General features: G+C 69.8%; 21 protein-coding genes. 13 read left to right on the top strand and 8 right to left on the bottom strand.

What is annotated here, in order from left to right; all coding sequences use genetic code 11:
- Window positions 1–27 precede the first annotated feature (27 nt).
- The 3 genes from G6N61_RS27400 to G6N61_RS27390 are packed head-to-tail and all read left to right on the top strand — an operon-like array spanning window position 28 to window position 1,418.
- The gene (locus G6N61_RS27400; protein WP_163923879.1) at window positions 28–495 is read left to right on the top strand and encodes a VOC family protein; all 468 of its coding nucleotides are present in this window, start codon (window positions 28–30) and stop codon (window positions 493–495) included.
- Between the two features lie 22 nt (window positions 496–517).
- Entirely contained in the window at window positions 518–943 is a 426-nt protein-coding gene (locus G6N61_RS27395) for an HIT family protein (RefSeq protein ID WP_163923876.1), read from the top strand.
- 25 nt (window positions 944–968) lie between these two features.
- Entirely contained in the window at window positions 969–1,418 is a 450-nt protein-coding gene (locus G6N61_RS27390) for a nitroreductase family deazaflavin-dependent oxidoreductase (RefSeq protein WP_235887326.1), read from the top strand.
- A 3-nt stretch (window positions 1,419–1,421) separates the two neighbouring features.
- Here the strand turns inward: G6N61_RS27390 and G6N61_RS27385 are convergent, their stop codons facing one another.
- On the bottom strand, window positions 1,422–2,474 hold the full coding sequence (locus G6N61_RS27385; protein ID WP_163923873.1) for an LLM class flavin-dependent oxidoreductase: 1,053 nt from the start codon (window positions 2,472–2,474) through the stop codon (window positions 1,422–1,424).
- Window positions 2,475–2,567: 93 nt separating this feature from the next.
- Window positions 2,568–3,389, bottom strand: a complete 822-nt coding sequence (locus tag G6N61_RS27380) for a uracil-DNA glycosylase (protein ID WP_163923871.1) — start codon at window positions 3,387–3,389, stop codon at window positions 2,568–2,570.
- A gap of 76 nt (window positions 3,390–3,465) precedes the next feature.
- On the opposite strand from G6N61_RS27380, the gene G6N61_RS27375 reads away from it, so the two are divergent.
- The gene (locus tag G6N61_RS27375) at window positions 3,466–4,683 is read left to right on the top strand and encodes a multidrug efflux MFS transporter Tap (protein WP_163923869.1); all 1,218 of its coding nucleotides are present in this window, start codon (window positions 3,466–3,468) and stop codon (window positions 4,681–4,683) included.
- Here the strand turns inward: G6N61_RS27375 and G6N61_RS27370 are convergent.
- A complete protein-coding gene (locus G6N61_RS27370) occupies window positions 4,680–5,333 on the bottom strand; it encodes an HxlR-like winged helix-turn-helix transcriptional regulator (protein WP_163923866.1) in 654 nt (217 codons plus the stop codon). The two genes, G6N61_RS27375 and G6N61_RS27370, sit on opposite strands and share 4 nt — an antisense overlap.
- 76 nt (window positions 5,334–5,409) lie before the next feature.
- Here G6N61_RS27370 and G6N61_RS27365 point away from each other — a divergent pair, with 76 nt between their 5' ends.
- Genes G6N61_RS27365 through G6N61_RS27350 form a run of 4 tightly spaced genes read left to right on the top strand, consistent with a single transcriptional unit; the run spans window position 5,410 to window position 8,448 of the window.
- Window positions 5,410–6,147: a maleylpyruvate isomerase family mycothiol-dependent enzyme gene (locus tag G6N61_RS27365; protein ID WP_163923864.1), complete on the top strand. Its 738-nt coding sequence runs from the start codon at window positions 5,410–5,412 to the stop codon at window positions 6,145–6,147.
- A 10-nt stretch (window positions 6,148–6,157) separates the two neighbouring features.
- Window positions 6,158–6,637, top strand: coding sequence for a DUF3237 domain-containing protein (locus tag G6N61_RS27360; RefSeq protein ID WP_163923862.1), 480 nt, complete (start codon window positions 6,158–6,160; stop codon window positions 6,635–6,637).
- Between the two features lie 28 nt (window positions 6,638–6,665).
- Window positions 6,666–7,067 carry a nuclear transport factor 2 family protein gene (locus tag G6N61_RS27355; RefSeq protein WP_179973533.1) on the top strand — a complete coding sequence of 134 codons (402 nt, stop codon included), beginning with the start codon at window positions 6,666–6,668 and terminating at the stop codon, window positions 7,065–7,067.
- 16 nt (window positions 7,068–7,083) lie between these two features.
- Window positions 7,084–8,448, top strand: a complete 1,365-nt coding sequence (locus G6N61_RS27350) for an FAD-binding oxidoreductase (protein WP_163923861.1) — start codon at window positions 7,084–7,086, stop codon at window positions 8,446–8,448.
- A 12-nt stretch (window positions 8,449–8,460) separates the two neighbouring features.
- Here the strand turns inward: G6N61_RS27350 and G6N61_RS27345 are convergent, their stop codons facing one another.
- Both G6N61_RS27345 and G6N61_RS27340 read right to left on the bottom strand, forming a co-directional pair.
- Window positions 8,461–10,206: an ABC transporter ATP-binding protein gene (locus G6N61_RS27345; protein WP_163923859.1), complete on the bottom strand. Its 1,746-nt coding sequence runs from the start codon at window positions 10,204–10,206 to the stop codon at window positions 8,461–8,463.
- Window positions 10,203–12,794 carry an ABC transporter ATP-binding protein/permease gene (locus G6N61_RS27340; RefSeq protein ID WP_163923857.1) on the bottom strand — a complete coding sequence of 864 codons (2,592 nt, stop codon included), beginning with the start codon at window positions 12,792–12,794 and terminating at the stop codon, window positions 10,203–10,205. The genes G6N61_RS27345 and G6N61_RS27340 overlap by 4 nt, the downstream gene beginning before the upstream one ends.
- A gap of 136 nt (window positions 12,795–12,930) precedes the next feature.
- On the opposite strand from G6N61_RS27340, the gene G6N61_RS27335 reads away from it, so the two are divergent.
- On the top strand, window positions 12,931–14,169 hold the full coding sequence (locus G6N61_RS27335) for a cytochrome P450 (protein WP_163923855.1): 1,239 nt from the start codon (window positions 12,931–12,933) through the stop codon (window positions 14,167–14,169).
- A complete protein-coding gene (locus tag G6N61_RS27330) occupies window positions 14,166–14,735 on the top strand; it encodes a TetR/AcrR family transcriptional regulator (RefSeq protein WP_163923853.1) in 570 nt (189 codons plus the stop codon). Before G6N61_RS27335 ends, G6N61_RS27330 begins: the two co-directional genes overlap by 4 nt.
- Here the strand turns inward: G6N61_RS27330 and G6N61_RS27325 are convergent, their stop codons facing one another.
- From G6N61_RS27325 to G6N61_RS27315, 3 genes are all read right to left on the bottom strand, one after another.
- Complete coding sequence (locus G6N61_RS27325) at window positions 14,736–17,180, bottom strand: arylsulfatase (RefSeq protein ID WP_163923851.1); 2,445 nt, start codon at window positions 17,178–17,180, stop codon at window positions 14,736–14,738.
- Window positions 17,181–17,239: 59 nt separating this feature from the next.
- Window positions 17,240–18,370, bottom strand: a complete 1,131-nt coding sequence (locus G6N61_RS27320) for an acyltransferase family protein (protein WP_163923849.1) — start codon at window positions 18,368–18,370, stop codon at window positions 17,240–17,242.
- 75 nt (window positions 18,371–18,445) lie between these two features.
- On the bottom strand, window positions 18,446–20,122 hold the full coding sequence (locus G6N61_RS27315) for a DEAD/DEAH box helicase (protein WP_163923847.1): 1,677 nt from the start codon (window positions 20,120–20,122) through the stop codon (window positions 18,446–18,448).
- A 145-nt stretch (window positions 20,123–20,267) separates the two neighbouring features.
- Here G6N61_RS27315 and G6N61_RS27310 point away from each other — a divergent pair, with 145 nt between their 5' ends.
- The 3 genes from G6N61_RS27310 to G6N61_RS27300 are packed head-to-tail and all read left to right on the top strand — an operon-like array spanning window position 20,268 to window position 25,685.
- On the top strand, window positions 20,268–20,837 hold the full coding sequence (locus G6N61_RS27310) for an LppP/LprE family lipoprotein (RefSeq protein ID WP_235887325.1): 570 nt from the start codon (window positions 20,268–20,270) through the stop codon (window positions 20,835–20,837).
- A 55-nt stretch (window positions 20,838–20,892) separates the two neighbouring features.
- Window positions 20,893–24,330, top strand: a complete 3,438-nt coding sequence (locus tag G6N61_RS27305; protein WP_163923845.1) for a TM0106 family RecB-like putative nuclease — start codon at window positions 20,893–20,895, stop codon at window positions 24,328–24,330.
- Complete coding sequence (locus G6N61_RS27300; RefSeq protein ID WP_163923843.1) at window positions 24,327–25,685, top strand: FAD-binding oxidoreductase; 1,359 nt, start codon at window positions 24,327–24,329, stop codon at window positions 25,683–25,685. The genes G6N61_RS27305 and G6N61_RS27300 overlap by 4 nt, the downstream gene beginning before the upstream one ends.

The following is a 25,685-nucleotide window of genomic DNA, read 5'->3' as shown; positions in this document are numbered from 1 at the left end:
CCCCCGGGCCTGCGGCAGGCTCGCGGCATGAACGTCGCACCGATTCCCCAGGGCTACACCAGCCTCACCCCGTTCCTCGTCGTCGACGGCGCAGCCGAGGCCATCGAGTTCTACGTCTCGGTGTTCGGCGCGACGGTGCTCGAGAAGATGGACGGCTCGAACGGCAGGGTGGCGCACGCGGAACTCGAGTTCGCCCATGGCCGTCTGCAACTGTCGGACCCGAACCCCGAGTACGGTCTTGCCGCCGTCCCACGCACCGAGACGGTGACCCACTCGATCGTGCTGTACTGCGCCGACGCCGACGCGGTCGTCGAGAAGGCCCAGGCTGCAGGCGCGACGGTGCGCGAACCCATCCAGACGTTCGTCACCGGCGACCGGTTCGCCTCGATCGTCGACCCGTTCGGGCAGCGCTGGGCCGTCATGACGCGCGTCGAGGAGGTCGACGCCGCCGAGCGCGACCGCAGGCTCGCCGCGTGGGCGGAGCAGAACGTCTGACCCCACTCGCTACGGTGGCGGGATGTCATGCGTGTTCTGCGCCATCGTCTCCGGCGAGGCGCCCGGCATCAGGGTCTACGAGGACGACGACTACCTCGCCATCCTCGACATCCGTCCGATCGTGCGCGGGCACACGCTGGTGGTGCCCAAGCGCCACACCGTCGACCTGACCGACACACCGGCCGAGACAATCGCCGGCCTGGTCCGCATCGGTCAGCGCATCGGGCTCGCCGCCCGGGCGTCGGAGCTGAAGGCCGACGGCAACAACATCGCCATCAACGACGGCAAGGCCGCGTTCCAGAGCGTGTTCCACATCCACCTGCACGTGGCGCCCCGGCACAGCGGCGACAAGCTGTCCTTCGCCAAGGGCCTGGTGGTGCGGCGCGACCCCGACCGCGAAGAGACCGGCCGCATCCTGCGCGACGCACTCGCGGGACTGCCGGACTGACGGCGCGCCTGCCACACTGGCGGGCATGACTGACATGCCCCTGTGGGAGCGCTACCTCGGCATTCCGCTGCTGCGCGTGCACGACGCGATCTACCGCAAGACCGACGGCAGGATCGGCCACCGCATCCCCGGCGCGCCACCGTCGCTGCTGCTGCACACCGTCGGGGCCAAGACCGGGATCGCACGCACCAACACGCTGAGCTACGCCCGCGACGGCGACGCGTACCTCGTCGTCGCCTCGAACGGCGGCGACCGGAAGGCGCCGGGCTGGTACTTCAACGTCAAAGCCGACCCGCAGGTGGAGATCAACGTCGGCTCCAAGCGCATGCCCGCCGCGGCGCGAATCATCAGCGACGACGATCCGGACTACGCGCGGCTGTGGAAGGTCGTCAACGAGAACAACTCTCACCGCTACGAGGCCTATCAGAAGCGGACGAGCCGGACCATTCCGATCATCGCGCTGACGCCGAGCTGAGGGCTAGAACAGTTCCTTGGCGAGCAGTTCGAGCGTGTCCTCACGGGCAGGCGCGGTGGCCGGGTCGACGCCGCGGTAGGCCGAGGCCACCGGGTTGACCATGACCTCGTCGACGCCGAAGTGCTCGGCGATGCCGCGCACCCGCTCGGCCGCGTCGGCGGGGTTGCCGACGATCGCCTGCCGACGGCCCGATTCGACCACGGCCCGCTGCTGCGGCGTCAGCCCGATCTCGCGGGCGTCCTCGACGAGGTCGAGAGCGCGCAGCGGCTGACCGGTGCGCAGCAGCGCCATCATGTGCAGGTTCGGCAGCATCAGGTCCTCGGCCTCTTCGCGGGTGGCCGCGACCGAGGCGTTGACCGTCATGAACGTGGTGGGCTGCTCGAGGTTCTCGCTGGGGCGGAACTCCTCGCGGTAGACGGCGAGCGCCTCCTCGGTGCCCTGCCCCGCGAAGTGGTGGGCGAACACGTACGGCAGGCCCTTGGCGGCGGCCAGGTGCGCCGAGTACAGCGACGAGCCCAGCAGCCACAGCCGCGGCTCGCTGGTGGCCGCGGGCGTCGCCTTGAGCACGTAGTTCTGGTCCATCAGGTTGCGGCCCTGCATCGTCACGCCGACGCCGTGTGCGCCCATCAGCGCGGTCACGTCGTCGAGGTACTGCGGGAACTTCTGGATGTCCTCGTCGCTGCGGCCCGCGGGACCGCGCAGCATCATCGAGGTGACGGGGTCGCTGCCCGGCGCGCGGCCGATCCCCAGATCGATGCGCCCCGGCGCGGCAGCCTCCAGCAGCGCGAACTGCTCGGCAACCGCGAGCGGTGCGTGATTGGGCAGCATCACGCCGCCCGAGCCGAGCCGGATGCGGGCCGTCTGCGCAGCCAGGTAGGCGATCAGCACCGGCGGGCTGGTGGCCGCGACGGCGGGCATGTTGTGGTGTTCGGCCAGCCAGTAGCGGGTGAAGCCGAGGTCGTCGGCCTTCTTCGCCACGCCGACGGTGGCGGCCAGGGCGTCCGACGTGGTCTGGTCGCTGCGGACGGGAACGAGGTCGAGTACCGAGAGTCGCATTTGTGGTTCAACGCGCCCGGCGGCCGGTCCGTTCCCCACCTCGTGCGATTCGTGCACGCTCGGGCGCGGTCAGCGCGCCTCGGCGTGCACGAATCACCCGAGGGCGAGGGTCTTGGCGGTGACGAACACCTCGTCGAGCATCGCCGGGGTCAGTCGACCGGTGAAGGTGTTCTGCTGGCTGGGGTGGTAGCAGCCGAGCAGCGTGACGTCACCGATGCGCGCGGCCGCGAGGTGGCCGAACTTCGGCAGCGGGCTGGGCACCGCGACGCCCGCGGTGCGCAGCATGTCGAGCGCCCCGCGCCAGGCGAAGCCGCCCAGCACGACGATCACCCGCACGGTCGGCGCGATCAGGCGCCACTCGGCGTCCAGCCACGGCGCACAGGCTGCGCGCTCCTCGGGCAGCGGCGCGTTGTCCGGCGGCGCGCACCGCACGGCCGCGACCACCCGGGTGTCGACGAGTTCGAGGCCATCGGCGGCGTCGACGCTCACCCCGGACGTCGCCAGGCCTGCGCGGTGCATTGCCGCGAATAGGAAGTCGCCGCTGCGGTCGCCGGTGAACACCCGGCCGGTCCGGTTGGCGCCGTGCGCGGCCGGGGCCAGACCGAGCAGCAGGACCGACGGCGTTGCCGAACCGAACCCGGGCGCCGGACGGCCCCAGTACGGCTCGGTCGCGTACGAGCGGCGCTTGGTGAGTGCGACGTCCTCGCGCCACCTGACCAGCCGTGGACAGGCGCGGCAGACGCTTACCGCGGCGTCGACGTCGGCCACGTCGGTCATCCGCTTCGCCAACGCCCGCACGCCCGCAGGGCTCTTCGCCACGCGCGTGTCGGGCCGGGCAGGGTCCCCCGGCCAGCCGGCGCCTGGGGGAACGGGCGAGGCGAACATCTCGCCCGTGCGGGGGTGGGGCAACAGCACACCACCACTGTGCCCGCGGCGGGAAAACCGATCGCTACCGGGACTCCCCCGCTGCTACATTCACCGGCGATACCCCATGATCAAAACCAAGTACGGGCCGCTGTACCTGATCTTCTTCGCAGCGCTCACCGCCGGAGCGGGCAACGGCATCTCGCTGGTGGCATTCCCGTGGCTGGTGTTGCAGCGCAACGGTTCTGCGGTCGAAGCCTCGATCGTGGCGATGGCGGGCACGCTGCCGCTGCTGGTCGCGACGCTGATCGCGGGCGCGGCAGTCGACTACCTCGGCAGGCGCGTGGTGTCGATGATCTCCGACCTGCTGTCCGCGCTGTCGGTCGCTGCAGTGCCGGTGATCGCACTGGTCTTCGGCGTCGACGCGATCAACGTGGCGGTGCTCGCCGGGCTGGCCGCGCTCGGGGCGTTCTTCGACCCCGCCGGGATGACGGCGCGCGAGACGATGCTGCCCGAGGCAGCGCAGCGGGCGGGCTGGACGCTCGACCGGTCGAACAGCGCGTACGAGGCCATCTTCAACCTGTCCTACATCGTCGGCCCAGGCATCGGCGGTCTGCTGATCGCCACCGTGGGTGGCATCGACACGATGTGGGTGACCGCAGGCGCGTTCGTGCTGTCGATCGCGGCGATCGCCGTGCTGCGACTGGAGGGTGCAGGCACGCCCAACCGCGACGAGCTGCCGCAGGTATGGGCAGGCATCGTCGAGGGCCTGAAGTTCGTGTGGCACAACCGCGTCCTGCGCACGCTGGCCGTCGTCGACCTGACCGCGACGGGTCTGTACATGCCGATGGAGAGCGTGCTGTTCCCGAAGTACTTCACCGACAAGGACCAGCCCGCACAGCTGGGTTGGGTGTTGATGTCACTCGCCATTGGCGGTGTCATCGGCGCGCTGGGCTACGCCGTGCTGTCCAAGTACACCGCGCGGCGGACGGTCATGCTCGTCGCGCTGCTCGTGCTCGGCGTGGCGATGACGGTGATCGCGTTCCTGCCGCCGCTGCCGGTGATCCTGGTGCTCTCGGCGATCGTCGGTCTGGTCTACGGCCCGATCGCGCCGATCTACAACTACGTCATGCAGACCCAGGCGCCGCCGCACCTGCGCGGCCGGGTGGTCGGCGTGATGGGCTCGTTGGCCTACGCGGCCGGTCCGCTGGGCCTGATCGTCGCCGGCCCGCTCGCCGACACCGCGGGGCTGCACGTGACGTTCCTGGCCCTGTCGATCCCGATGCTGGTGCTGGGTCTCGCGGCGCTGTTCCTGCCTGCGCTGCGCGAACTCGACCGGGCCTAACCCGCCCTGCGCCTCGGCGGCGCGAACATCGACGCCAGCCTGCGGGTGGCGTCGGGGTCGCCATCGACCCGCAGCCGCCCGGCCGCCACCAGATCGGCCACCTGCGCCGGATCCATTGCCGTGGCCAGGGTTTCGGCGTGCCCGCTGAGGGTGACGTCGACCGGTTCGTCGTCGTCGACGGTGTCGACACCGTCGGCGTCGATGCGGATCGTCACGCTGCCCTCGGGCATGTCGAGCCGGAAGGTGACCGGGCGCCCGCCGCGGTCGTCGCGCACGTAGGCCCGCACCGCGCGCACCAGCCATTCGGGTCGGACGACGTCGCTGGCCGCCCGGCGGCTCATCAGGTGGCGTCCCCACCGGGCGTAGGCGTGCACGACGTCCTCGAGCGCGTGTCCGTCGTCGGTGAGTTCGTAGGTGGCACCGGTCGCGGGTCGGGGCATCGCGCGCTTGCACACCAGGCCGTTGGCCTCGAGATCGCGCAGTCGGCTCGCCAGCATGTCGGTGGCGATCGGCGTGAGCGCGGTCAGCAGGTCGCCGTAGCGGCGGGGCCCGTCGAGCAGCTCCCGGACGACGAGCAGCGTCCAGCGGTCGCCGACGAGGTCGAGGCTCTTCGCGACGGCACAGTGCTGACCATAGGAACGGGAGGCCACGCCCCGATGTTAGCGCCTGATTGGATTATCCAACCGACTACTTGTTTTTTCCAAGTAGCACGAGTTAGCGTCGCGTATGGCACTCACCACGCTCGCCGGCGCCGCCATCTCGCAGGCGCTCGCCTTCGCCGATCTCCTCGGCCAACTGACTCTGGATCAGCTCGCCGCGCCGACGCCGTGCACCGAATGGACCATCGCCGACCTCGCGGCACACGTGGCCGCCGGCCTGTTCCGGGACGCCGAGGCGTTCCACCGCGCGCGGGTCGGCTCGACCGTTCCCCCTGCCGACCTCGACCTCGACGGCTCCGTCGCCCTACCCGCGGTCATCCGCAGCGCAGCGGACCATCTCTCGGGCGCCGTCCGCACCCTGCCGTCGGACCCGAGCATCGTCGTCCCACTGCCGTTCGGCCGCTATCCCGTGGCCGACGCGCTGCGCTGCCTGATCATCGAATTCGGCGTCCACACCGACGATCTCGCGATCGCCGCAGGCAGCCGGCAGCCGCTGCTCTCGAGCGCCACCGTCGCCGCCCTCTTCGGCTTCGGTGAGCTGTACCTGCTGATGCAGGCCCAGCCGCTGGAGAGCGACGCCGTCACCCTCTCCCTCGCGGCACCCTCGGCGGCGATGTCGATCACCTGGACCGGCTCGCGGTGGCGGCGCGGTGCAGGCGCCGCCCGCGAGTGCCGCATCGCGGGCTCCGACGACGCCATCGCCCGGCTGATGCTGCGGCGCATCGACGTCACCGACCCCCGGATCGACGTACTCGACCCCGCCCGCCTCGCACCATCGCTGACGTCCGCCATCCGCCCTCTCTGAAAGGTCAGCCATGACAACCAGTCTCGTCGACATCGACGCCAGCCCCACCCTCGAGCACCTGCTCGACATCCGGATCGCCTTCGACCCGGTGCAGATCTTCGAGACACCGGTGGGCACCCGCTTCACCTACGTCGTGCGGCATGGGCGGTGCGAGGGCCCGCGCATCGCAGGCGACATCCTGCCCGGCGGCGGTGACTGGATCCTGTTCGGCACCGACCGCGTCGCCCGGCTCGACGTGCGGGGCACACTGCGCACCGACGACGGCGCATACGTCCACATCACGAACACCGGTCGCGTCCACATGGGACCGGAGGCGGCAGCGCGGTACGCCGCGGGCGAACTGATCCGCCACGACGAGATGGTCGCCCGATCCAGCCCGCTGTTCGACACCGACGACGAGCGGTACCGCTGGATCAATGCCGTGCACACGGTCGCGATCAATCAGGTGTCGTTGTCGGAGGTGCACTATCGCGTGTTCGCGGTCCGATGAGCGCTTGCGCGAAGAGGAGACAGCACCGATGAGCGCTTTGATGGGGCCCCCGACGTCGCTCGCCGGACTCTACGACCGCTACGTCGAAGCGTGGGCTGCCCGCGACCCCGACGCCATCGTCGCGCTGCACGCCGAGCAGACCACGTTCTGGCTGCACCACGGCCGGGAGGCGATCACCGGCCGGACCGCCCTGCGCGAGGCGTTCGCCGGGATGTTCGCCGCGCTGCCGGACTTCGGATTCGAGGTGCACCGCACCGAGTTCGGTCCGCGCCACTGGGTTCTCGACTGGACGCTGACCTGCACCGCGCCATCCGGCCGGCCCGCGCGGTGCGTTTGCCTCGACCTGGTCACCGTCACCGCGGACTGGAAGGTGGCACGCAAGGACACCTTCGTCGACGGTGTGCAGTTCGACGCGGCGCTCTCGGCATGACGCCTACGATCGGGTGATGGACTCAGCGCTGAGCGCCTTGATCGCCGAACTGCCCCAGGGCACCGTCGTCACCGACCCCGACATCCTGGGGTCCTACCGCCAGGATCGCGCCGCCGACCCCGACGCGGGGACACCGCTGGCGGTCGTGCGACCCCGTCGCACCGAGGAGGTGCAGACCGTCATGCGGTGGGCGACGGCGCACCACGTGCCCGTGGTCCCCCGTGGCGCCGGGACCGGGCTGTCGGGCGGCGCGACGGCACTCGACGGTGGCCTGGTGCTGTCGACGGAACTGATGCGCGACATCGCCATCGACCCCGTGACCCGGACCGCCGTCACGCAGCCGGGGCTGTTCAACGCCGAGGTCAAGAAGGCTGTCGCCGAGTACGGCCTGTGGTACCCACCGGACCCGTCGTCCTACGAGATCTGCAGCATCGGCGGGAACATCGCCACGAACGCGGGCGGGCTGTGCTGCGTGAAGTACGGCGTGACGACCGACTACGTGCTTGGCGTGCAGGTGGTGCTGGCCGATGGCACGGCGGTCCGCCTGGGCGGTCCCCGCTTGAAGGACGTCGCCGGGTTGAGCCTGGTGAAGCTGTTCGTCGGCAGCGAGGGCACGCTCGGCATCGTCACCGAGGCGACGCTGAAACTGCTTCCCGCCCAACACCGCGGATGCACGGTCGTGGCGTCGTTCGACTCCGTCGCCGCCGCCGCGGACGCCGTCGTCGAGATCACCGGACGCATCCGCCCGTCGATGCTCGAGTTCATGGACGCCGTCGCGATCAACGCGGTCGAGGACAAGCTCAAGATGGGTCTGGACCGCAACGCCGCGGCGATGATGGTCGCCGCCTCCGACGATCGCGGACCCGCAGGCGTCGAGGACACCGAGTACATGGCGTCGGTGTTCACCGAGCACGGCGCAACGGAGGTGTTCACCACCGCCGACCCCGACGAGGGCGAGGCGTTCGTGGCGGCCCGTCGCTACGCGATCCCCGCGGTCGAGGCAAAGGGCTCGCTCCTGCTCGAAGACGTCGGCGTGCCGCTGCCCGCACTGGCCGACCTGGTCAGTGGCGTCGAGAAACTTGCCGAGCAGCACGGGCTGATGATCTCGGTGATCGCCCACGCCGGCGACGGCAACACCCACCCGCTGATCGTGTTCGACCCGTCCGACGCCGCGATGACCGAACGCGCGCATACGGCATTCGGCGAGATCATGGACCTGGCAGTCGGTTTGGGCGGCACCATCACCGGCGAGCACGGCGTCGGCCGGTTGAAGCGGCCGTGGCTGGCCGGGTACCTCGGCCCCGAGGCGATGGAACTGAACCGCCGCATCAAGGTCGCGCTCGACCCCGACGACATCCTCAACCCCGGCGCCGGGCTCTAGCCCTTTCCGCCGCTACCCGCGCGCGGCGATCTGCCAGTCGGCGGCGTCGCGCTGCTGGGTCCAGAACTCCCGGAAGCGGTGGTGCGGGCCGTCTTCGGCGAGCAGCGCGTCGATGCTGCCGTCCTCGACGACGCGCCCGGCCTCGAGGAACAGCACGCGATCGGCGTGCCGGATGCTCGCGAGCCGGTGCGCGACGATCACCCGGGTTCGTGGGCGCAGGTCGGCGGTCAGGGCCTCGACCACCGCCGCCTCGTTCTCGGTGTCCAGTGCGCTCGTGGCCTCGTCGACCAGGAGCACCGGCGCCGGCTTGAGCAGAGCGCGGGCGATGCTGACCCGTTGACGCTCACCACCGGACAGCGCCGAGCCCGCCTCCCCCACCACGGTCTGATCGCCATCGGGCAGCTGGCCGGTCAATTCGTCGACCCGGGCCAGTCGCATCGCACCAGCCACGGTCTCCGCATCGGCGCCGGGATCGCCGACGAGCACGTTGTCCCGGATGCTGCCGTCGAACAGGTACGGGTGCTGGAACACGACGCTCACTGCGGCCCGGCGGGCGGCGTCGTCGAGCAGCGCCAGGTCGACGCCGTCGAACAGCACCCGGCCGCTGGTGGGCTGGTGCAGACCGGCGATCAGCGCGAGCACCGTGCTCTTGCCCGACCCGGAGGGCCCGACGATCGCGGTGGTCGCACCGGGCTCGAGCACGAAGCTCACCCGGTCGAGGACCACCTCGCCGCCGTAGCCGAAGGTGACGCCCTCGAACTCGATGCGGGGCGGTGCGGCCGGGTCGGCGGCCGTCGCGACACCGGCGGACAACGTCGGCGCGTCGAGCACGGTCTGGATCCGGCCGAGCGTGGCGCGCGTCGACTCCAGGGCGGGCGCCAGTTCACCGAGCGCGGCGAACGGTTCGAGATAGCGCGCGATCACCACGATCAGCGCGATGGCCTCCGGCACGCCAAGCTCGCCGCGCACCGTCAGAAGTGTCGTCATGCCCGCGAGGCCGATCAGCGCCGCCTGACTGGCGAGACTGAATAGCAGCTGGCCCGGGATCTGCATGCCGAGCAGGCGCAGGGTCGCGCCGTGCTGCGCCTCGAGCGCCGCGCCGACGGAACTGCGTGCGGGTTCGACGCGACGGGCGGCGCGCAACGCCTGCTGGGTGCGGGCGAACTCGATGATGCGTTCGGTGAACGCCGTGTTGGTCTCGGCGGCGACCTGGTCGGCCTTGCGGCTGAGCCGTCCAGACAGCCACAGCGCACCCAGCAGGACCACCACACCGGCCAACGCGGCCAAGCCGAGTGTTGGCGAGATCGCGAGCAGGGCAACGGCGATCGCGGCGGGCAGCAGCACGGCGCCGATGAGCGGGGTCAGCAGATTCACGACCAAGCCGACGAGTTCGGGGCCGGTGGCGGCTATTGCCTGCCGCGTCGTCGCGGTGTTGTCGTTGGTGAGCCAGTCCAGTCGAATGTTCGGCAGTCGGTCGGCCATGTCGTGCTGCGTGCTGTCGAGGACCGCGAAGCCGAGGTCGAAGGCCGTTCGGGCGGTGACGTAGTCGACGATCCAACCGATCACGGTGACGGCCGAGAGCCAGCCGAACCACGTCCAGGCGCGCTGCGGCGCGTCGCTGAACAGCGCGGCGACCAGTGGCACCAGCAGGACGGTGCCCGCGGCGCGCAGGAGGACCGACAGGACTGCCAGCGTGGCGTAGCCGCCGACCCTGCCCCTGCGGTCGGTCGGCATCAGTCCCAGCAGGGTGCGGATCATCGGCCCGCCTCCCGCCCGGCGCCCGCCGCGACGGGTCGGCCGGATTCCCACAGGGCACGATAGCGACCGCCCTTGGCGATGAGTTCGTCGTGGGTGCCGATCTCGGCAACCCTGCCGTGGTCGAGTACGACGATCTGGTCGGCGTGGGTGATGGTGTGCAATCGGTGGGCGATCACCAACACCGTGCGGTCCCGGGTGAGCCGGTTGAGCGCCTGCTGGACCAGGTATTCCGATTCCGGGTCGGCGAATGCCGTTGCCTCGTCGAGGATCAGCACCGGGGTGTCGGCGAGCATCGCCCGGGCGATGGTGAGGCGCTGTCGTTCGCCGCCGGACAGACCCGAGGCTGCCCCGAGCACGGTGTCGTAACCGTCGGGCATGCGCATGATCCGGTCGTGGATCCTGGCGTCGCGGGCTGCCCTCTCGATGCGTTCGGCATCGGCGCCGGGCTCGGCGAGCGCGATGTTCTCCGCCACCGTGCCGTGCACCAATTGCGCGTCCTGCAGCACGAATCCGACACTGCGATACAGGTCGTCGGCCGACAGGTTGCGCACGTCCCTGCCGTCGACGCGGATCGCTCCGCGCTGCACGTCGTGGAACCGTGCGGCCAGGGCCGCAAGCGTGGACTTGCCCGATCCGGAGGGGCCGACGAGCGCGGTCACCGTGCCCGGGCGCAGCGTCAGCGTGACGTCGTCGATCACCGGGACCTCGGGCCGGTAGCCGAACGTGACGCGGTCGAACTCGACCGTCCCGCCGCCTGCCGACCCGCCCGAATCGCCATCGGCTCCCACGGCCAGTTCCTGTTCGTCGAGCACCGTCTGCACGCGCCGGGCGGCCAGCATCCCGCCCTGGATTCCGCCGAGGCCGTAGCCGATGCCGAGTAGACGGGCCCCGAACGTGGTGCCCAGCAACAAGAACGGCAGCAGGTCGACCGGGTCCATCCGGCCCGCGACCACCAGGGGCGTACCGACGACCATGATGAGCCAGAGGAACGTCGCGGGCCGGGTCACTAGATCCATCAGCGTCTTCTTGCCGACGAACGGACGCTGCCACGCCACCAGGAACGCGATGTAGTCGTCGAGTCTGCGACGGAAGCTCGACGCCGCGGCGCCACCGAACACCCGCACGACGGGCTGGCCTTCGAGATAGGCGCCTGCCTCGCCGTTCATCCGCTCCGCCCAGCGCGGCGCCTGGGTGATGCGGTTGCCGGATTGGATGGTCATCGCCGACATCAGCACCAGGTACACCAGCACCGGCCCGAGCAGCGCCAGCGCGATCCGCCAGTCGACGACGAATAGGTAGACCAGCACGGCCACCGGCGCGACGACCGCGGCGACCGCGTCCGGGATGGCGTGGGTGACGAGGTAGTGCAGCGACAGGGTGTCGTCGGACACCAGTTGCTTGACCGAGCCCGACCCGCGAGCGGTGAACCAGCCCAACGGCACTCGCGACATCTTGGTGAGCAGGCGGACGCGCAGGTCGTGGGCGAAGCGTGCGTCGATGCGGTGCAGCCACAGCGTCAGCCCGGCGGACAGGGTCGTGCCGACGCCCAGGAGCACCAGCGCTGTGACGCCGAGCGTCCACAGTCGGGCCTCACCGGCACCGGTCAGCAGCAGCCGGGCCAGTTCGACGAGGAGGACGAACGGCGCGAGTTCGATCAGCGTGATCAGCGCCTGCAGGAGGCCGGAGACCACGAGCGGCGTCCGTAGCGGTGCGAGCAGCCTGCCCGCCGCCTGCGCGCGCCAACTCCCGCGGGCGGGCCCGGCCGGTGCCGGGGCGGGTTTTGCCGCGGGCGCCGGCGCGGATCCGGCCGCGGGCGCCGGGGTGGGCTGCTCGTCACCGCGCTTGGTGCCCATCGCGCGGCCCTCGGTCCAATACGCCTGGGCGTGGATCTCCTGCTTGGGGAAGCCGAACTCGTCGCGCAACCGCGTCCGAACGTGCTTGAGCGCTCCCGCCTCTGGGCCGGCCCAAGCGTGCCAGTTCGACCAGTCCCTGGCCTCGATCGCCGCGGCGAGCGACGTCGGGCCCTGCCGGGGCACGCGGTGCACGGTGAGGCGGGGGTGTTCGGCGAGCGGGATGAGCGCGTCGTCGTCGTGGTGCTGCTCGAGGTAGACCTCGATCGGGATGTCGTGGGGTACCGCGCCGATGATCCCGTTGATCGCGGGCGTCGATGCCGGGTCGCCGATGACCAGGTACCCGGCGGGCCGGTCGACGGGGTCGTCGGGGACCGAGAAGCCCCTCGACCCCATCGACATCACCGAGATCGTCGTTCCCGGCTCTGCTCGCCGCGCCCAGGCCGACGCGGGCCCCGCCGGTTCGTGCAGCACCACGTCGATGGAGAAGTGACCGGTCTCGGTGTCGGCGCTGGAGATGGTGTACGCCCGCTGGAACTCCGTGTCGGAGCCGTCGGGATCGGGGAACCAGAACCGCAGCCACGACGTGGGTTCGGCCTCGGCGTCGGAGAACACCGTCGGGGAGACCAGATGGATCCGCAGGAAGTTCGGCGCGAGCGGTTCGGATCCGAGCACCGTCATCTCGTGGTCGCGTGCTCCGAAGCCGCGCATCATCACGCCTTGCAGTCCGCGTGCCATCGGGTGCCTCCTCCCCGCGGCGGGGCCTTCGACGACGGCCTCGTCCGCAGCACTAAGGGTAGCCTTACCAGCTTTTCAGATGGGCGGGCCATGACCAACCATTGACATCTCGCCCGTGTTGTCGTAGTCATGAGACATGTCGACGGATTTGTCTCACGGCGCGTCTGCCGCCTTCCACCTGGCGACGCCCGCGACGTGGCCGGACCCGTGGCCCATGTACCGCGCACTACGCGACCACGACCCCGTCCACCACGTCGTGCCCGACGACGATCCAGAACGCGACTACTACGTGCTCTCCCGGCACGCCGACGTCTTCGCGGCGGCTCGCGACCACCAGACCTTCTCGTCCGCCCAAGGCCTGACGGTCAACTACGGCGAACTCGACCTCATCGGGTTGGCCGACAACCCGCCGATGGTCATGCAGGACCCGCCAGTGCACACCGAGTTCCGCAAGCTGGTGTCCCGCGGATTCACGCCACGGCAGGTCGAGGCCGTCGAGCCCAAGGTCCGCGAGTTCGTCGTGCGGCGCATCGAACGCCTGCGCACCGACGGCGGCGGCGACATCGTCGCCGAGCTGTTCAAACCGCTGCCGTCGATGGTGGTGGCGCACTATCTCGGCGTGCCCGAGGAGGACCGCGACCAGTTCGACGGGTGGACCGAGGCCATCGTGGCGGCCAACACCTCTGAAGGGGGCGTCGGGGGCGCGCTGGCGACCCTCGGCGATGCCCTGGGCGGCATGATGGCCTACTTCACTGCCCTGATCGAACGCCGGCGCGCCGAACCAGAGGACGACACCGTCTCACACCTGGTCGCCGCGGGCGTCGGCGCCGACGGCGACATCGCCGGCGTGCTGTCGATCCTCGCATTCACCTTCACGATGGTGACCGGCGGCAATGACACGACGACCGGGATGCTGGGCGGCACAGTGCAATTGCTGCACCAGCGGCCCGATCAGCGCGCACTGCTGGCCGGCCACCCGGAGCTGATCGGCGACGCCGTCGACGAATTCCTGCGGCTCACCTCGCCGGTGCAGATGCTCGGCCGCACGGCCACCCGCGACGTGACCATCGGCGACACCACGATCCCCGCGGGTCGCCGCGTGATGTTCCTCTACGGCTCGGCCAACCGCGACGAGCGCCAGTACGGTGACGACGCCGCCGATCTCGACGTGACGCGCAAACCGCGCAACATCCTGACCTTCGGTCACGGCGCGCACCACTGCCTCGGCGCTGCCGCGGCCCGCATGCAGTCCCGGGTCGCACTCGAGGAACTGCTGACCCGCATTCCCGCCTTCGAGGTCGACGAGGATCGAATCGTCTGGGCGGGCGGCAGTTACGTGCGGCGGCCACTGTCGGTTCCGTTCACCACACCATGAGCGACTGGCTGTCCGAGCGGCGCGGCGACGTCGCGGCGGAGAAGATCCTCGACGCGGCCGAACGACTCTTCGTCCGTCATGACGCCGCGACGGTCGGCATGAACCAGATCGCCAGTGCCGCGGGATGTTCGAGGGCCACGCTGTACCGGTACTTCGAGAACCGCGACGCGCTGCACACCGCCTACGTGCACCGGGAGACCCACCGGGTGTTTGGTGAACTGGCACAGCGCATCTCGGGCATCGCCGATCCCCGCGAGCGTCTCCTCGAGGGCGTGCTGATCGCGCTGCGCAGCGTGCGCGAGAGCCCGGCGCTCTCGTCGTGGTTCGCGAGCACGCAGCGGCCCATCGGCGGCGAGATGGCCGAACGCTCGGACGTCATCAAGGCGCTGACGGAGTCGTTCCTCGCGTCGCTCGGCGTCGACGACGTCGAGAGCCGCGCACGATGGCTCGTCCGCGTGATGATCTCCCTGCTCGTCTTCCCCGGCCGCGACGACGACGAGGAGCGAGCGATGCTCGAGCAGTTCGTGCTACCACTACTGACGGTCACCGACCAGCGCGCCCGCTGATCACTGCCTGGCCATGGCCACCCGGAAGCGCTCCTCGGGGTCGATGTAGTGGTCGGCGTCTCGGGCGTCCTCGCCGAGATCGATTCGGACCCATTCGATCCTGCCGCTGAACCTGCTGGTGTGGTGCGTGTAGTCGGGGCTGACGGTGGTACCGGACTCGTAGCCGACGTCGGTCGTCTCGTCGGCCGAGAAGATGAAGCCCTGGGTCTGCTCGACGCGGCCGCTGCCCACTTCCCTGCCGTCGTAGTAGAGCGTGACGTCGCCGCCCCTGCCCATGCCGCCGCCGTCGTAGCCGAACTCTATCCGCACCTGGCTGGTGCCGGTGGGAATGGGCTCGACCGCCACGATCTCGAAGGACTTGATGCCGAGCACGTTGTAGTGGAACTTGGCCCGGCCATCCTTGGCATAGAGGCTCCACCCGCCGAATCTGCCGCCCTGGGCGATGATCACGCCGTCGGCGCCGCCGGCAGGCACGTCCACCTCCGAGGTGACGGCGAACGACTTGTTCTTGATGTCGACCACGCTGTTCTCCGACAGCCGGCCCATGCCGGCGAAGAGCATCTGACTGTTGCCCTTGATCAGTGACGGGCGGCCGGCCGTTGCCGGGTTGATCCGCTCAATCTGGCGGTCGTCGAGCGGGAGCACGTTGTACTTGACCGCCTCGATGAGCCACAGCCGCTGCAGCTCGTGGAGCTTGTCGGGGTGCTCCTTCGACAGGTCATTCGCCTGCGTCCAGTCCGAGTTGCCGTCGTAGAGTTCCCAGACGTCGTCGTCGAACGCCGGCATCACCGCGCCACCCATCGCCCACGGCGTGCGGTGCTTGGTGACCGCGCTCCACCCCTTGTGGTAGATGCCGCGGTTGCAGAACATCTCGAAGTACTGCGTCTGATGGCGCTCCGGGGCGTCGGCGTCGGCGAAGCTGTACAACATGCTCGTCCCCTCGATGGGACTCTGCATCACACCGTTGACCATCGTCGGCGCGGGAATCCCAGCCGCCTCTAGCACTGTCGGCGCGACGTCTATGACGTGGGCGAACTGGTTGCGATGTCCCCCCTTGTCCTCGATTCCGTTGGGCCAGTGCACGATCGTGCCGTTTCGAGTTCCGCCCCAGTGCGACGCCACCTGCTTGGTCCACTGATACGGCGAATCCATCGCCCACGCCCAGCCGACCGCGTAGTGACCGTAGGAACCCTCGCCACCGAATTCGTCGATCTTCGACGCCAGGAACTCGGGGGTCTCGATGTCGGCCATGCCATTGAAGTTCGCCATCTCGTTGAAGGCACCCTGCAGCGTGCCCTCCGCCGATGCCCCGTTGTCGCCGACGATGAGGTAGACGAGCGTGTCGTCGAGCAGCGGCCCCAGCGAGTCGAGCAATCGGCCCACGTGGTGATCGGTGTGCTCCATGAAGGCGGCGTACACCTCCATCTGCCGCTCGAGCGCCGGCTTCAGCGCGGGATCCATGTCGTCCCAGGCCGGGATCTCCGCGTCACGCGGAGTCAGCACGGCGTCCGGCGGAATGACGCCGAGCTCCTTCTGTCGCTCGAAGGTGATCTCTCGTTGACGATCCCAGCCGTGGGCGAACTTGCCCCGATACTTCTCGATCCATTCCTTCGGCACGTGGTGTGGCGCGTGCGTGGCACCCGGGGCGAAGTACATGAAGAAGGGCTTGTCCGGCAGCAACGCCTTCTGCTGACGCACCCAGGTGATCGCCTTGTCGGTCAGGTCCTCGGTCAGGTGGTAGCCCTCGGCAGCCGTCTTCGGCGGTTCGATCGGGACCGTGCCCTCGTACAGCGCCGGGTCCCACTGGTTGTTCTCACCACCGATGAAGCCGTAGAAGTATTCGAAGCCGCCACCGCCGGTCGGCCATGCGGTGAAGGGACCGGCCGGGCTGGTCTGCCACACGGGCACCTCGTGGCACTTGCCGAACTGGGCCGTCGCGTAGCCGTTGAGCTTCAGCGTCAACGCCAGCGGCGCCTTCGTGTTCGGCAGCACCGAGGTGTATCCGGGTGCGGCAGTTGCCGTCTCGGTGATGTTGCCCATGCCGACCGAATGGTGGTTGCGACCGGTCAGCAGCGCCTGGCGGGTCGGTGAGCACAGCGCCGTCGTGTGGAACCGGTTGTACCGCAGTCCCCCGTCGGCCAGTCTCTCGAAGTTGGGCGTCTGGCACGGCCCGCCGAACGCGCTGCTGGCGCCGAACCCGACGTCGTCGATGAGGATGACGAGCACGTTGGGGGCGCCCTCAGGCGGGCGCACGTCCTTGATCGGCGGGTAGCTGGTGTCCGGGTCCTTGGCGTCGTACGTGGTCAGCCCGACGTGCTCGACGTCGGGAATCGGCAGGATGTCGCGCCGGACCACCGGCGAATCGGTTGAACTCACGGTGGTGTCCGCTCGCCGAAGTGATCGCCGCGGAGGCGATCTCGACCCCGTCGCTGGAGTACGAGGCATTCAGCCTACGGGCCCGTCACGCAGGTCCGCAGGCCTTTCTCGCAGAGTGTGATCTTGATCTACGAACGCACGCGCGTGAATCGGTGCAGCAGCCACGCCAGCGGCACCGTGACGACCATCGTCGCGACGAACAACCAGAACATCGACCCGGTGTAGATGCCGAAGTGCAGGATCTCGACCATCGCCAACTCCATGGTGACGAGGTGGATCAGGAAGATCTCGTAGGAGATCTCACCCAGGAAGACCATCGGCCGACTCGCCATCGCGCGGGCATACAGCCCGCGATTGGACAGCGCCAGCGGCGCCACGATCAGCGTGGCGATGACGGCGTAGAACAGCGCTTTGGCCAGCCCCTCGCGCAGTTCGGACGGCGCGGTCGTCGGCGCCCCCGCGATCGGCGTCGATGCGATGAAGTAGCACACCAGCGCCAACGGGATGCACAACAACGCGTAGCCGTTGACGCCCATCTCGCGCAGTGCCGCCAGGATCATGCCGCCCACGAACCACGCCAGATAGGCCGGGAGCCAAAGCTTTGCGCCGTCGGGCAGGAAGTCGGTGGTGTGCACCAGCACCAGCCACGCCGGCGTGATCAACCCGAGTGCCAGCAGACCGCCGAGCAACATGCCGGGCCGCCACTGCCTGCGGCACAGCACCACCAGCAGCAGGTACGCCAACGCTGGCAGCGCCACGTAGAACGCAGCCTCCACGGCCAGGCTCCACATCTGCGTCAATCCCTGGTGCAGGAACGTGATCCAGTAGTGGTCGGTGTAGATCTGCGTCAGCGTGAGGTTGCGAAACAGACCCACCCACGTGTGCCCGGGATTGGGGCCCGCCATGCGGAAGTGGTACAGCGCGTAGGCCACCAACACCGTGACGACGTAGGCAGGCATGATGCGCCGCACGCGGTGCCAGGCGTAGCGCGACACCGACGGCGACGCGCCGCCGCGGGCGGCAGCACGCACCCACGGGCTGAACAACAGGAATCCCGACAGGACGAAGAAGATCGGCACGCCGATCTCCATGCGCGAGTAGACCAGCCCGAGGTAGCCGTGGGTGTACTTGCCCGTGGTGTACGCCGCGTGGGTGAGGACGACCAGGATCGCCGCGACGGCGCGAATGCCCGTGAGGGAGTCGACCCGACTGCGGCCCGCCGACTCCAGGCCACCCTCGGCCGTATCCGGCCGAAACACCGTCCGCTCGCCCCGGGTCAATTTCCCGTCGCTTCGCTCGCCCCGGTCAATTTCCCGTCGCTTCGCTCGCCCCGGTCACTTCGGCTTGTTGCCTCGATAAGGCTTGGGGCCGCGATCGAGCGTCAAGTTGATCGGCACACCCTGGATCTTGGTGTGCTCGAGCTTCTTGAGCGTCTCGTGCGACAACTTCCTGGGCAGCTCGACGAGCGAGTAGTCCGGCCGGATCGCGATGTGTCCGAAGTCGCTGCGATGCAGGCCGCCCTCGTTCGCGATCGCCCCGACGATGGCGCCAGGCATCACCTTGTGCCGCTTGCCGACCGCGATGCGGTAGGTGGCGAGGTCGTCGCGAGTGTCGCGCCGCTTGCGCGGGGGGCCGTCGTCGCGATCCGGACGCTCGCGACGCTTCTCCGGCGGCGGTTCGGTCATCAAGAACTCGCCACCGTCGTGGCTCTGCAGCGCCAGGGCCGCGGCGATGTCGGCCATCGGCACGTCGTGATCGCGCTCGTAGGCCTCGATCAGCTTGCGGAACAGGTCGATGCCCGGGTTGCTCAGGCCGTTGGTGATCGAGTCGCGGAACTTCTCCACGCGCTGGGCGTTGACGTCGTCGACCGACGGCAGCTGCGACTCGACGAGCTTCTGCCGCGTGACCCGCTCGATGGAGTTGAGCAGGTGCCGCTCCCGCGGCGACACGAAGAGCAGCGCGGTGCCCGATCGTCCGGCGCGGCCGGTGCGGCCGATCCGGTGCACGTAGGACTCGGGGTCGTGCGGGATGTCGTAGTTCAGCACGTGCGAGATGCGCTCGACGTCGAGGCCACGGGCGGCGACGTCGGTCGCGACGAGGATGTCGATCGACCCGTCCTTGAGCTGCGCGATGGTCCGCTCGCGCACGGCCTGGGCGATGTCGCCGTTGATGGCCGCGGCGGAGAACCCGCGGGCGCGCAGCTTTTCGGCGACCTCTTCGGTGGCCTGCTTGGTGCGGACGAAGACGATCATCGCCTCGAACGGCTCGACCTCGAGCAGGCGGGTCAGCGCGTCCATCTTCCGCGGGCCCGCGACCTGGATGTAGCGCTGGGTGATGTTGTCGGCGGTCGCGGTCTTCGACTCGACCTTCACCTGCACCGGGTCGTGTAGGTACTTGCTGGTGATCTTGCGGATGCCCGGGGGCATGGTGGCCGAGAACAGCGCCACCTGCTTGTACTCCGGGGTGCCCTCGAGGATGCGTTCGACGTCCTCGGCGAAGCCCATCTGCAGCATCTCGTCGGCCTCGTCGAGCACCAGGTAGTCCAGATGCGAGAGGTCCAGGCTGCCCTTGTCCAGGTGGTCGATCACGCGGCCTGGCGTGCCCACCACGATCTGCGCGCCGCGCTTGAGACCTGCCAGCTGCGGGCCGTACGAGGAGCCGCCGTACACCGGCAGGACATTGACCCGCAGGTGGGCGCCGTAGCGGCTGAATGCCTCTGCGACCTGCAGGGCGAGTTCGCGGGTCGGGGCCAGTACCAGCGCCTGCGTGATGCGGCTGTTGGTGTCGATCTTCGACAGGATCGGGATCGCGAACGCTGCGGTCTTGCCCGTCCCGGTCTGGGCGAGCCCGACCACGTCGGAGCCCGCCAGCATCGCGGGAATGGTTGCGGCTTGGATCGGCGACGGCGTTTCATAGCCGACGTCGGCGACGGCCCGCAGCACCTCGGGGTGTATCTGCAGGTCGGCAAAGGTGGTCTCGGTGCTCGAGGCATCCGAATCAGGCGACGTCATCGAGTGAAGAGTCTACGGGTTCTCGCGACCGCCAACCGCCTCGCACACAAGACGACGGGTACCGTGCGGTGATGTGAGACGCCTGGGGCGAGCGAAGCGACGGGAAATCGGCCTGGGGCGAGCGAAGCGACGGGAAATCAGCCTCGTGCGGGCGAAGCGACGGGTTCTGGGTCCCGCAGTGCTGGCGGCCGTGCTGCTCGCCGGCTGTGGTTCCAGCGATTCGACCGTCTCCAAGACCCCGGAGGGCAGCGCGTCCGTCGCGCCGACCGCCATGAGCGCACCACCGCCCGTGGAACCGACGATCGCCGCGGGACCGACCGCGACGCCCCCGCCCGCAGATCCGTGCGCGGTGAACCTCGCGGCACCCGAGATCGCGAAGGCGGTCTCCGAACTGCCCCGCGATCCGCGGAGCAATCAGCCCTGGAGTCCCGAGCCGCTCGCGGGCAACTACAACGAGTGCGCGCAGCTGTCGGCGGTGGTCATCAAAGCCAACACCAACGCCGACAACCCGAACACCCGCGCGGTGCTGTTCCACCTCGGCAAGTTCATCCCGACCGGTGTGCCCGACACCTATGGATTCAACGGCATCGACGACACCGCGACCACCGGCGACACGGTGGCGCTGATGTACTCGAGCGGCTCGACGGGACTCAAGAGCGTGGTGCGGTTCCGCTGGAACGGCAACGGCGTCGAGCTGATCGGCAACACGGGCTAGCAGCGCCGCGGCCGATCCCGGCCCCGTGTCGGACCGCTGGCCTAGAGTGGCCAGGATGTTCCTGACCGGAGGCGCCGACCGCCAAGTCGTCTACAGCGCTTCGGATCTCGCTGCGGCCGCGCGCTGCGAGTACGCCCTGCTGCGGTCGTTCGACGGTCAGCTCGGGCGGAGCCCGCGGATCACGACCGACGATGCGCTGCTCGCCCGCACCGCCCAGCTCGGCGACGAGCACGAGCAGCGTCACCTCGACCAGCTCCGCGACGAACTCGACGGCAACGCGGTGGTCATCGGCAAGCCGACCTACACCGTCGCCGGGCTGACCGCTGCCGCCGAGGCCACCCGGGCCGCCGTCGAGCACCGTGCCCCCGCCATCTACCAGGCCGCCATGTTCGACGGTCGGTTCGTCGGGTTCGCCGACTTCCTGATCCTCGAACCCACCGACGACGGCGGCCAGTACCGGCTGCGCGACACCAAGCTGGCCCGCTCGGTGAAGGTGGAGGCGCTGCTGCAGCTCGCCGCCTACGCCGACACGTTGCAGCGCAGCGGCGTGCCGGTGGCGCCCGAGGTCGAACTGGTGCTCGGCGACGGCGCCATCGCCCGCTACCGGATCGACGAGCTGCTCCCCGTGTACCTGCCGCGGCGGGCCGCGCTGCAGCGCCTGCTCGACGACCACCTGGCCGGCGACGCGCCGGTCACCTGGGAGGACGAGTCGGTCCGGGCGTGCTTCCGCTGCCCGGAGTGCGAGGTCCAGGTGCGCGCCCACGACGACCTCGTGCTCGTCGCGGGCATGCGGGTGAGCCAGCGCGCGCGTCTGCTCGATGCGGGCATCACGACCGTGCGCGAGCTGGCCGACCACGACGGCGCCGTCGACGAACTCGCCGCGCGCACGGTCGCGGCGCTCACTGCTCAGGCGCGACTGCAGGTGGCCGACCGGGTGGACGGCAAGCCGCCGTACGAGGTCATCGACGCCCAACCCCTGATGGCGCTGCCCGACGCGAACAAGGGCGACCTGTTCTTCGACTTCGAGGGCGACCCGCTGTGGACCGTCGACGGCCGCGAGTGGGGCCTGGAGTACCTGTGGGGCGTCTTGAGCGTGACCGACGAATTCACCCCGTTCTGGGCGCACGACAGGGCCAGTGAACGTCAGGCGCTCGTCGACTTCCTCGCGTTCGTGCGCAAGCGGCGCAAGCGCTACCCCGGCATGCACGTCTACCACTACGCGGCCTACGAGAAGAGCACGCTGCTGCGGCTGGCAGGCCGCTACGGCGTCGGCGAGAACGAGGTCGACGACCTGCTCCGCAGCGGTACCCTCGTCGACCTCTATCCGTTGGTGCGCAAGAGCATTCGGGTCGGCACCGAGAGCTACAGCATCAAGTACCTCGAGCCGCTGTACATGGGCAACGAGCTGCGTGACGGCGAAGTCACCACGGCCACCGACTCGATCACGCAGTACGCCGAGTTCACGGCGCTGCGCGACGCCGGACGCGCCGACGACGCGGCCGTCGTGCTCAAGCAGATCGAGGACTACAACCGCTACGACTGCCGGTCGACGCGCAGGCTGCGCGACTGGCTGATGGCCCGCGCGATCGATTCCGGGGTGCCTCCGCGCGGACCACAGCAGGTCCGCGACGAGGCCGCCGCCGCGACGGTGGAGATCGCCGACGACCTCGAACGCAGGCTGCTGAAGTTCGCAGGCGACGGCACCGAGGAGCGCACCCCCGAACAGACCGCCGTCGCGATGGTCTCGGCAGCGCGCGGTTACCACCAGCGCGAGGACAAGCCGTTCTGGTGGGCGCACTTCGACCGCATCAACAACCCGGTCGACGAATGGGCCGACGACGGCGGGGTGTTCATGGTGGACAGCGCCGAGGTCGTCGCCGACTGGCACAAGCCTGCCAAGGCCCGCAAGCAGCAGCGCCAGCTCCGGGTCACCGGCGAACTCGCCTCCGGCGAACTCGGCAGAGAGCTGTATGCGCTGTACGCGCCGCCGGGTCCGGCGGGCCTCGCCGGCGACCCCGACCGACGGGTGTGGGGTTCGGCCACACCGGTGGACTGCGACGATCCGTCGATGCCGACCGAGGTCGTCATCATGGAGCGCGAACCGAAGGACGGCGGCTGCTTCGACGAGACACCGTTCGCCCTGACACCCGGCCCGCCGATCGGCAAGAAGCCGCTGCAGACCGCGATCGAGTCGGCGGCGACGTTGATCGGCGCCATCCTGCCGAACCTGCCCGCCGACGCCGTCACCGACATCCTGCTGCGGCGCCCGCCGCGCACCGTCAGCGGCGGCGGGCTCCCCCGCACCGGTCAAACCGTCGACGACATCACCGCGGCGCTGCTCGACCTCGACTCGTCGTATCTCGCCGTGCACGGTCCGCCTGGCACGGGCAAGACCTACACCTCGGCCCACGTCATCGCGCGACTCGTCGCCCGCGGGTGGCGCGTGGGCGTGGTCGCGCAGTCGCACGCCGTGGTCGAGAACCTGCTCGGGTGCGTGATCGAGGCGGGCGTCGACCCGCAGCGCGTCGGCAAGAAGAAGAGCCCCGGCGGACCGTGGCAGGACGTCGACGAGAAGGACTACCCCGGGTTCATCGCCGACCACGACGGTTGCGTGATCGGCGGCACGGCATGGGATTTCGCCAACGACGGACGCGTCCCCAGGGGCAGCCTGGACCTGCTCGTCGTCGAGGAGGCGGGCCAGTTCTGCCTCGCCAACACGATCGCCGTGGCGGCCGCGGCGACGAACCTGCTGCTGCTCGGCGACCCGCAGCAGCTACCACAGGTCAGCCAGGGCACCCACCCGGAGCCGGTCGACCACTCCGCGCTCGGATGGCTCGTCGACGGCGAGCACACGCTCCCGCCGGAGCGCGGCTACTTCCTCGACCTCTCGTACCGGATGCATCCGGCGGTGTGCGCGCCGGTGTCACGGCTGTCCTACGACGGCCGCCTGCACTCGCGGGAGGACGTCAGCGCTGCCCGCCGCCTCGACGGCGTCGTGCCCGGGGTGCGCGTGCTGGCGGTGAACCACGACGGCAACTCCACCGAGAGCCCGGAGGAGGCCGACGCGATCGTCGGCGAGATCGAACGGCTGCTCGGCTCGACGTGGACCGACGAGGGCGGCCCCACGGCGCTCGCCCAGCGGCACGTCCTGGTCGTCACCCCGTACAACGCCCAGGTGCAGATGCTGCGCCGCCGCCTCGACGCCGCAGGCCTGGCCGACGTCGAGGTGGGCACGGTCGACAAGTTCCAGGGCAGGCAGGCGCCGGTCGTGTTCGTCTCGATGACGGCGTCCTCGGCCGACGACGTCCCGCGCGGAATATCGTTCCTGCTCAACCGGAATCGGCTCAACGTCGCGATCAGCCGGGCGAAGTACGCTGCGGTGATCGTCCGGTCGCTCCACCTCACCGACTACCTGCCGTCCACGCCCGACGGGTTGATCGGTCTCGGCGCGTTCCTCGCGCTGACCGACGCCTGTGATACACCCGCACAGTGACCGACGTGCTGATCGACCGCCTCGCCGAGATCGTCGGCGCGCGCCACGTCAGCACCGATCCCGACGTGCTGGTCGGCCGCTGCGTCGACTACACCGGCCGCTACCGGGGGCACGCCCGCGCGCTGGTGCGGCCCGGCGACGCCGACGAGGTGGCGGGGGTGTTGCGGACCTGCCGCGACGCGGGCGCGAACGTGACGGTGCAGGGCGGCCGAACCTCACTGGTCGCCGGAACCGTGCCCGAGCACGACGACGTGCTGCTGTCGACCGAGCGGCTGACCGACATCGGTCCGATCGACGCGGTGGAGCGCCGCGTGCGGGTGGGCGCGGGCGTGACCGCGGCGGCGCTGCAGAAGGCCGCGGCCGCAACGGGTTTGGTGTTCGGGGTGGACCTGGCCTCACGCGATACCGCGACCATCGGCGGGATGGCCTCGACGAACGCCGGCGGCCTGCGCACCGTGCGGTACGGGAACATGGCCGAACAGATCCTCGGCCTCGACGTTGCCCTGCCCGACGGCTCGATCGTGCGCAGGCACAGCGAGGTTCGGCGCGACAACACGGGCTACGACCTGACGTCGCTGTTCGTCGGCGCGGAGGGCACCATCGGCGTCATCACCGCGCTCGACGTGCGACTGCACCCGACGCCTGCCCACCGGGTGACGGCGGTCGTCGGGTTCGACGACCTGGGTGCGCTGATCGCGCTGGGTCGCGAGTTGCGCGACGCCGACGGCATCGCCGCGCTGGAGCTGATCGATGCGCGGGCGAGCGCGCTGACCGCCGAGCACCTCGGCGTCGCCGCACCCGTCGACGGCGCGTGGCAGCTGCTGGTGGAACTGGCGGGTGACACCGACCAGACCGAGCGGCTGGCCGACGCGCTCGGCCGGGCCGACCTGGTGGGCGAGCCGGCCGTTGGAGTGGATTCCGCTGCCGCACAACGCCTGTGGTCCGTGCGCGAATCGGTGGCCGACGTGCTCGGACGGTACGGGCCGCCGCTGAAGTTCGACGTCTCACTGCCGCTGGCGAACGTCCCCGGCTTCGCCGCCGCCGCGACGGCCCTGATCGCCGACCACGCACCCGACGCGATCCCGGTGCTGTTCGGCCACGTCGGGGAGGGCAACCTGCATCTGAACCTGGTGCGCTGCGCGCTCGACGGCGACGCCGAGCGCGCGCTGTACTCGGCGATGATGACGCTGATCGCCGACCACCGCGGCAACGTCAGTTCCGAGCACGGGGTGGGCAGCCGCAAGCGCGACTACCTTCGGATGTCGCGCACCCCCGAGGACATCGCGGCGATGCACGCGCTCAAGACGGCGTTCGACCCCGACGGCTATCTCAACCGCGCGGTGCTGTTCGGCTGA

The organism is Mycolicibacterium arabiense (assembly GCF_010731815.2).
GTDB classification, from domain to species: Bacteria; Actinomycetota; Actinomycetes; order Mycobacteriales; family Mycobacteriaceae; genus Mycobacterium; species Mycobacterium arabiense.
This window is presented reverse-complemented; position numbering and strand designations above follow the sequence as displayed.

What these genes read in the sequence shown, in the direction of transcription:
- G6N61_RS27400 (WP_163923879.1), top strand. Translation starts at nt 28, where the DNA reads ATGAACGTCGCACCGATTCCCCAGGGCTACACCAGCCTCACCCCGTTC.
- G6N61_RS27395 (WP_163923876.1), top strand. Translation starts at nt 518, where the DNA reads ATGTCATGCGTGTTCTGCGCCATCGTCTCCGGCGAGGCGCCCGGCATC.
- G6N61_RS27390 (WP_235887326.1), top strand. Translation starts at nt 969, where the DNA reads ATGACTGACATGCCCCTGTGGGAGCGCTACCTCGGCATTCCGCTGCTG.
- G6N61_RS27385 (WP_163923873.1), bottom strand. Translation starts at nt 2,474, where the DNA reads ATGCGACTCTCGGTACTCGACCTCGTTCCCGTCCGCAGCGACCAGACC.
- G6N61_RS27375 (WP_163923869.1), top strand. Translation starts at nt 3,466, where the DNA reads ATGATCAAAACCAAGTACGGGCCGCTGTACCTGATCTTCTTCGCAGCG.
- G6N61_RS27365 (WP_163923864.1), top strand. Translation starts at nt 5,410, where the DNA reads ATGGCACTCACCACGCTCGCCGGCGCCGCCATCTCGCAGGCGCTCGCC.
- G6N61_RS27360 (WP_163923862.1), top strand. Translation starts at nt 6,158, where the DNA reads ATGACAACCAGTCTCGTCGACATCGACGCCAGCCCCACCCTCGAGCAC.
- G6N61_RS27355 (WP_179973533.1), top strand. Translation starts at nt 6,666, where the DNA reads ATGAGCGCTTTGATGGGGCCCCCGACGTCGCTCGCCGGACTCTACGAC.
- G6N61_RS27350 (WP_163923861.1), top strand. Translation starts at nt 7,084, where the DNA reads ATGGACTCAGCGCTGAGCGCCTTGATCGCCGAACTGCCCCAGGGCACC.
- G6N61_RS27345 (WP_163923859.1), bottom strand. Translation starts at nt 10,206, where the DNA reads ATGATCCGCACCCTGCTGGGACTGATGCCGACCGACCGCAGGGGCAGG.
- G6N61_RS27340 (WP_163923857.1), bottom strand. Translation starts at nt 12,794, where the DNA reads ATGGCACGCGGACTGCAAGGCGTGATGATGCGCGGCTTCGGAGCACGC.
- G6N61_RS27335 (WP_163923855.1), top strand. Translation starts at nt 12,931, where the DNA reads ATGTCGACGGATTTGTCTCACGGCGCGTCTGCCGCCTTCCACCTGGCG.
- G6N61_RS27330 (WP_163923853.1), top strand. Translation starts at nt 14,166, where the DNA reads ATGAGCGACTGGCTGTCCGAGCGGCGCGGCGACGTCGCGGCGGAGAAG.
- G6N61_RS27325 (WP_163923851.1), bottom strand. Translation starts at nt 17,180, where the DNA reads ATGCCTCGTACTCCAGCGACGGGGTCGAGATCGCCTCCGCGGCGATCA.
- G6N61_RS27315 (WP_163923847.1), bottom strand. Translation starts at nt 20,122, where the DNA reads ATGACGTCGCCTGATTCGGATGCCTCGAGCACCGAGACCACCTTTGCC.
- G6N61_RS27305 (WP_163923845.1), top strand. Translation starts at nt 20,893, where the DNA reads ATGTTCCTGACCGGAGGCGCCGACCGCCAAGTCGTCTACAGCGCTTCG.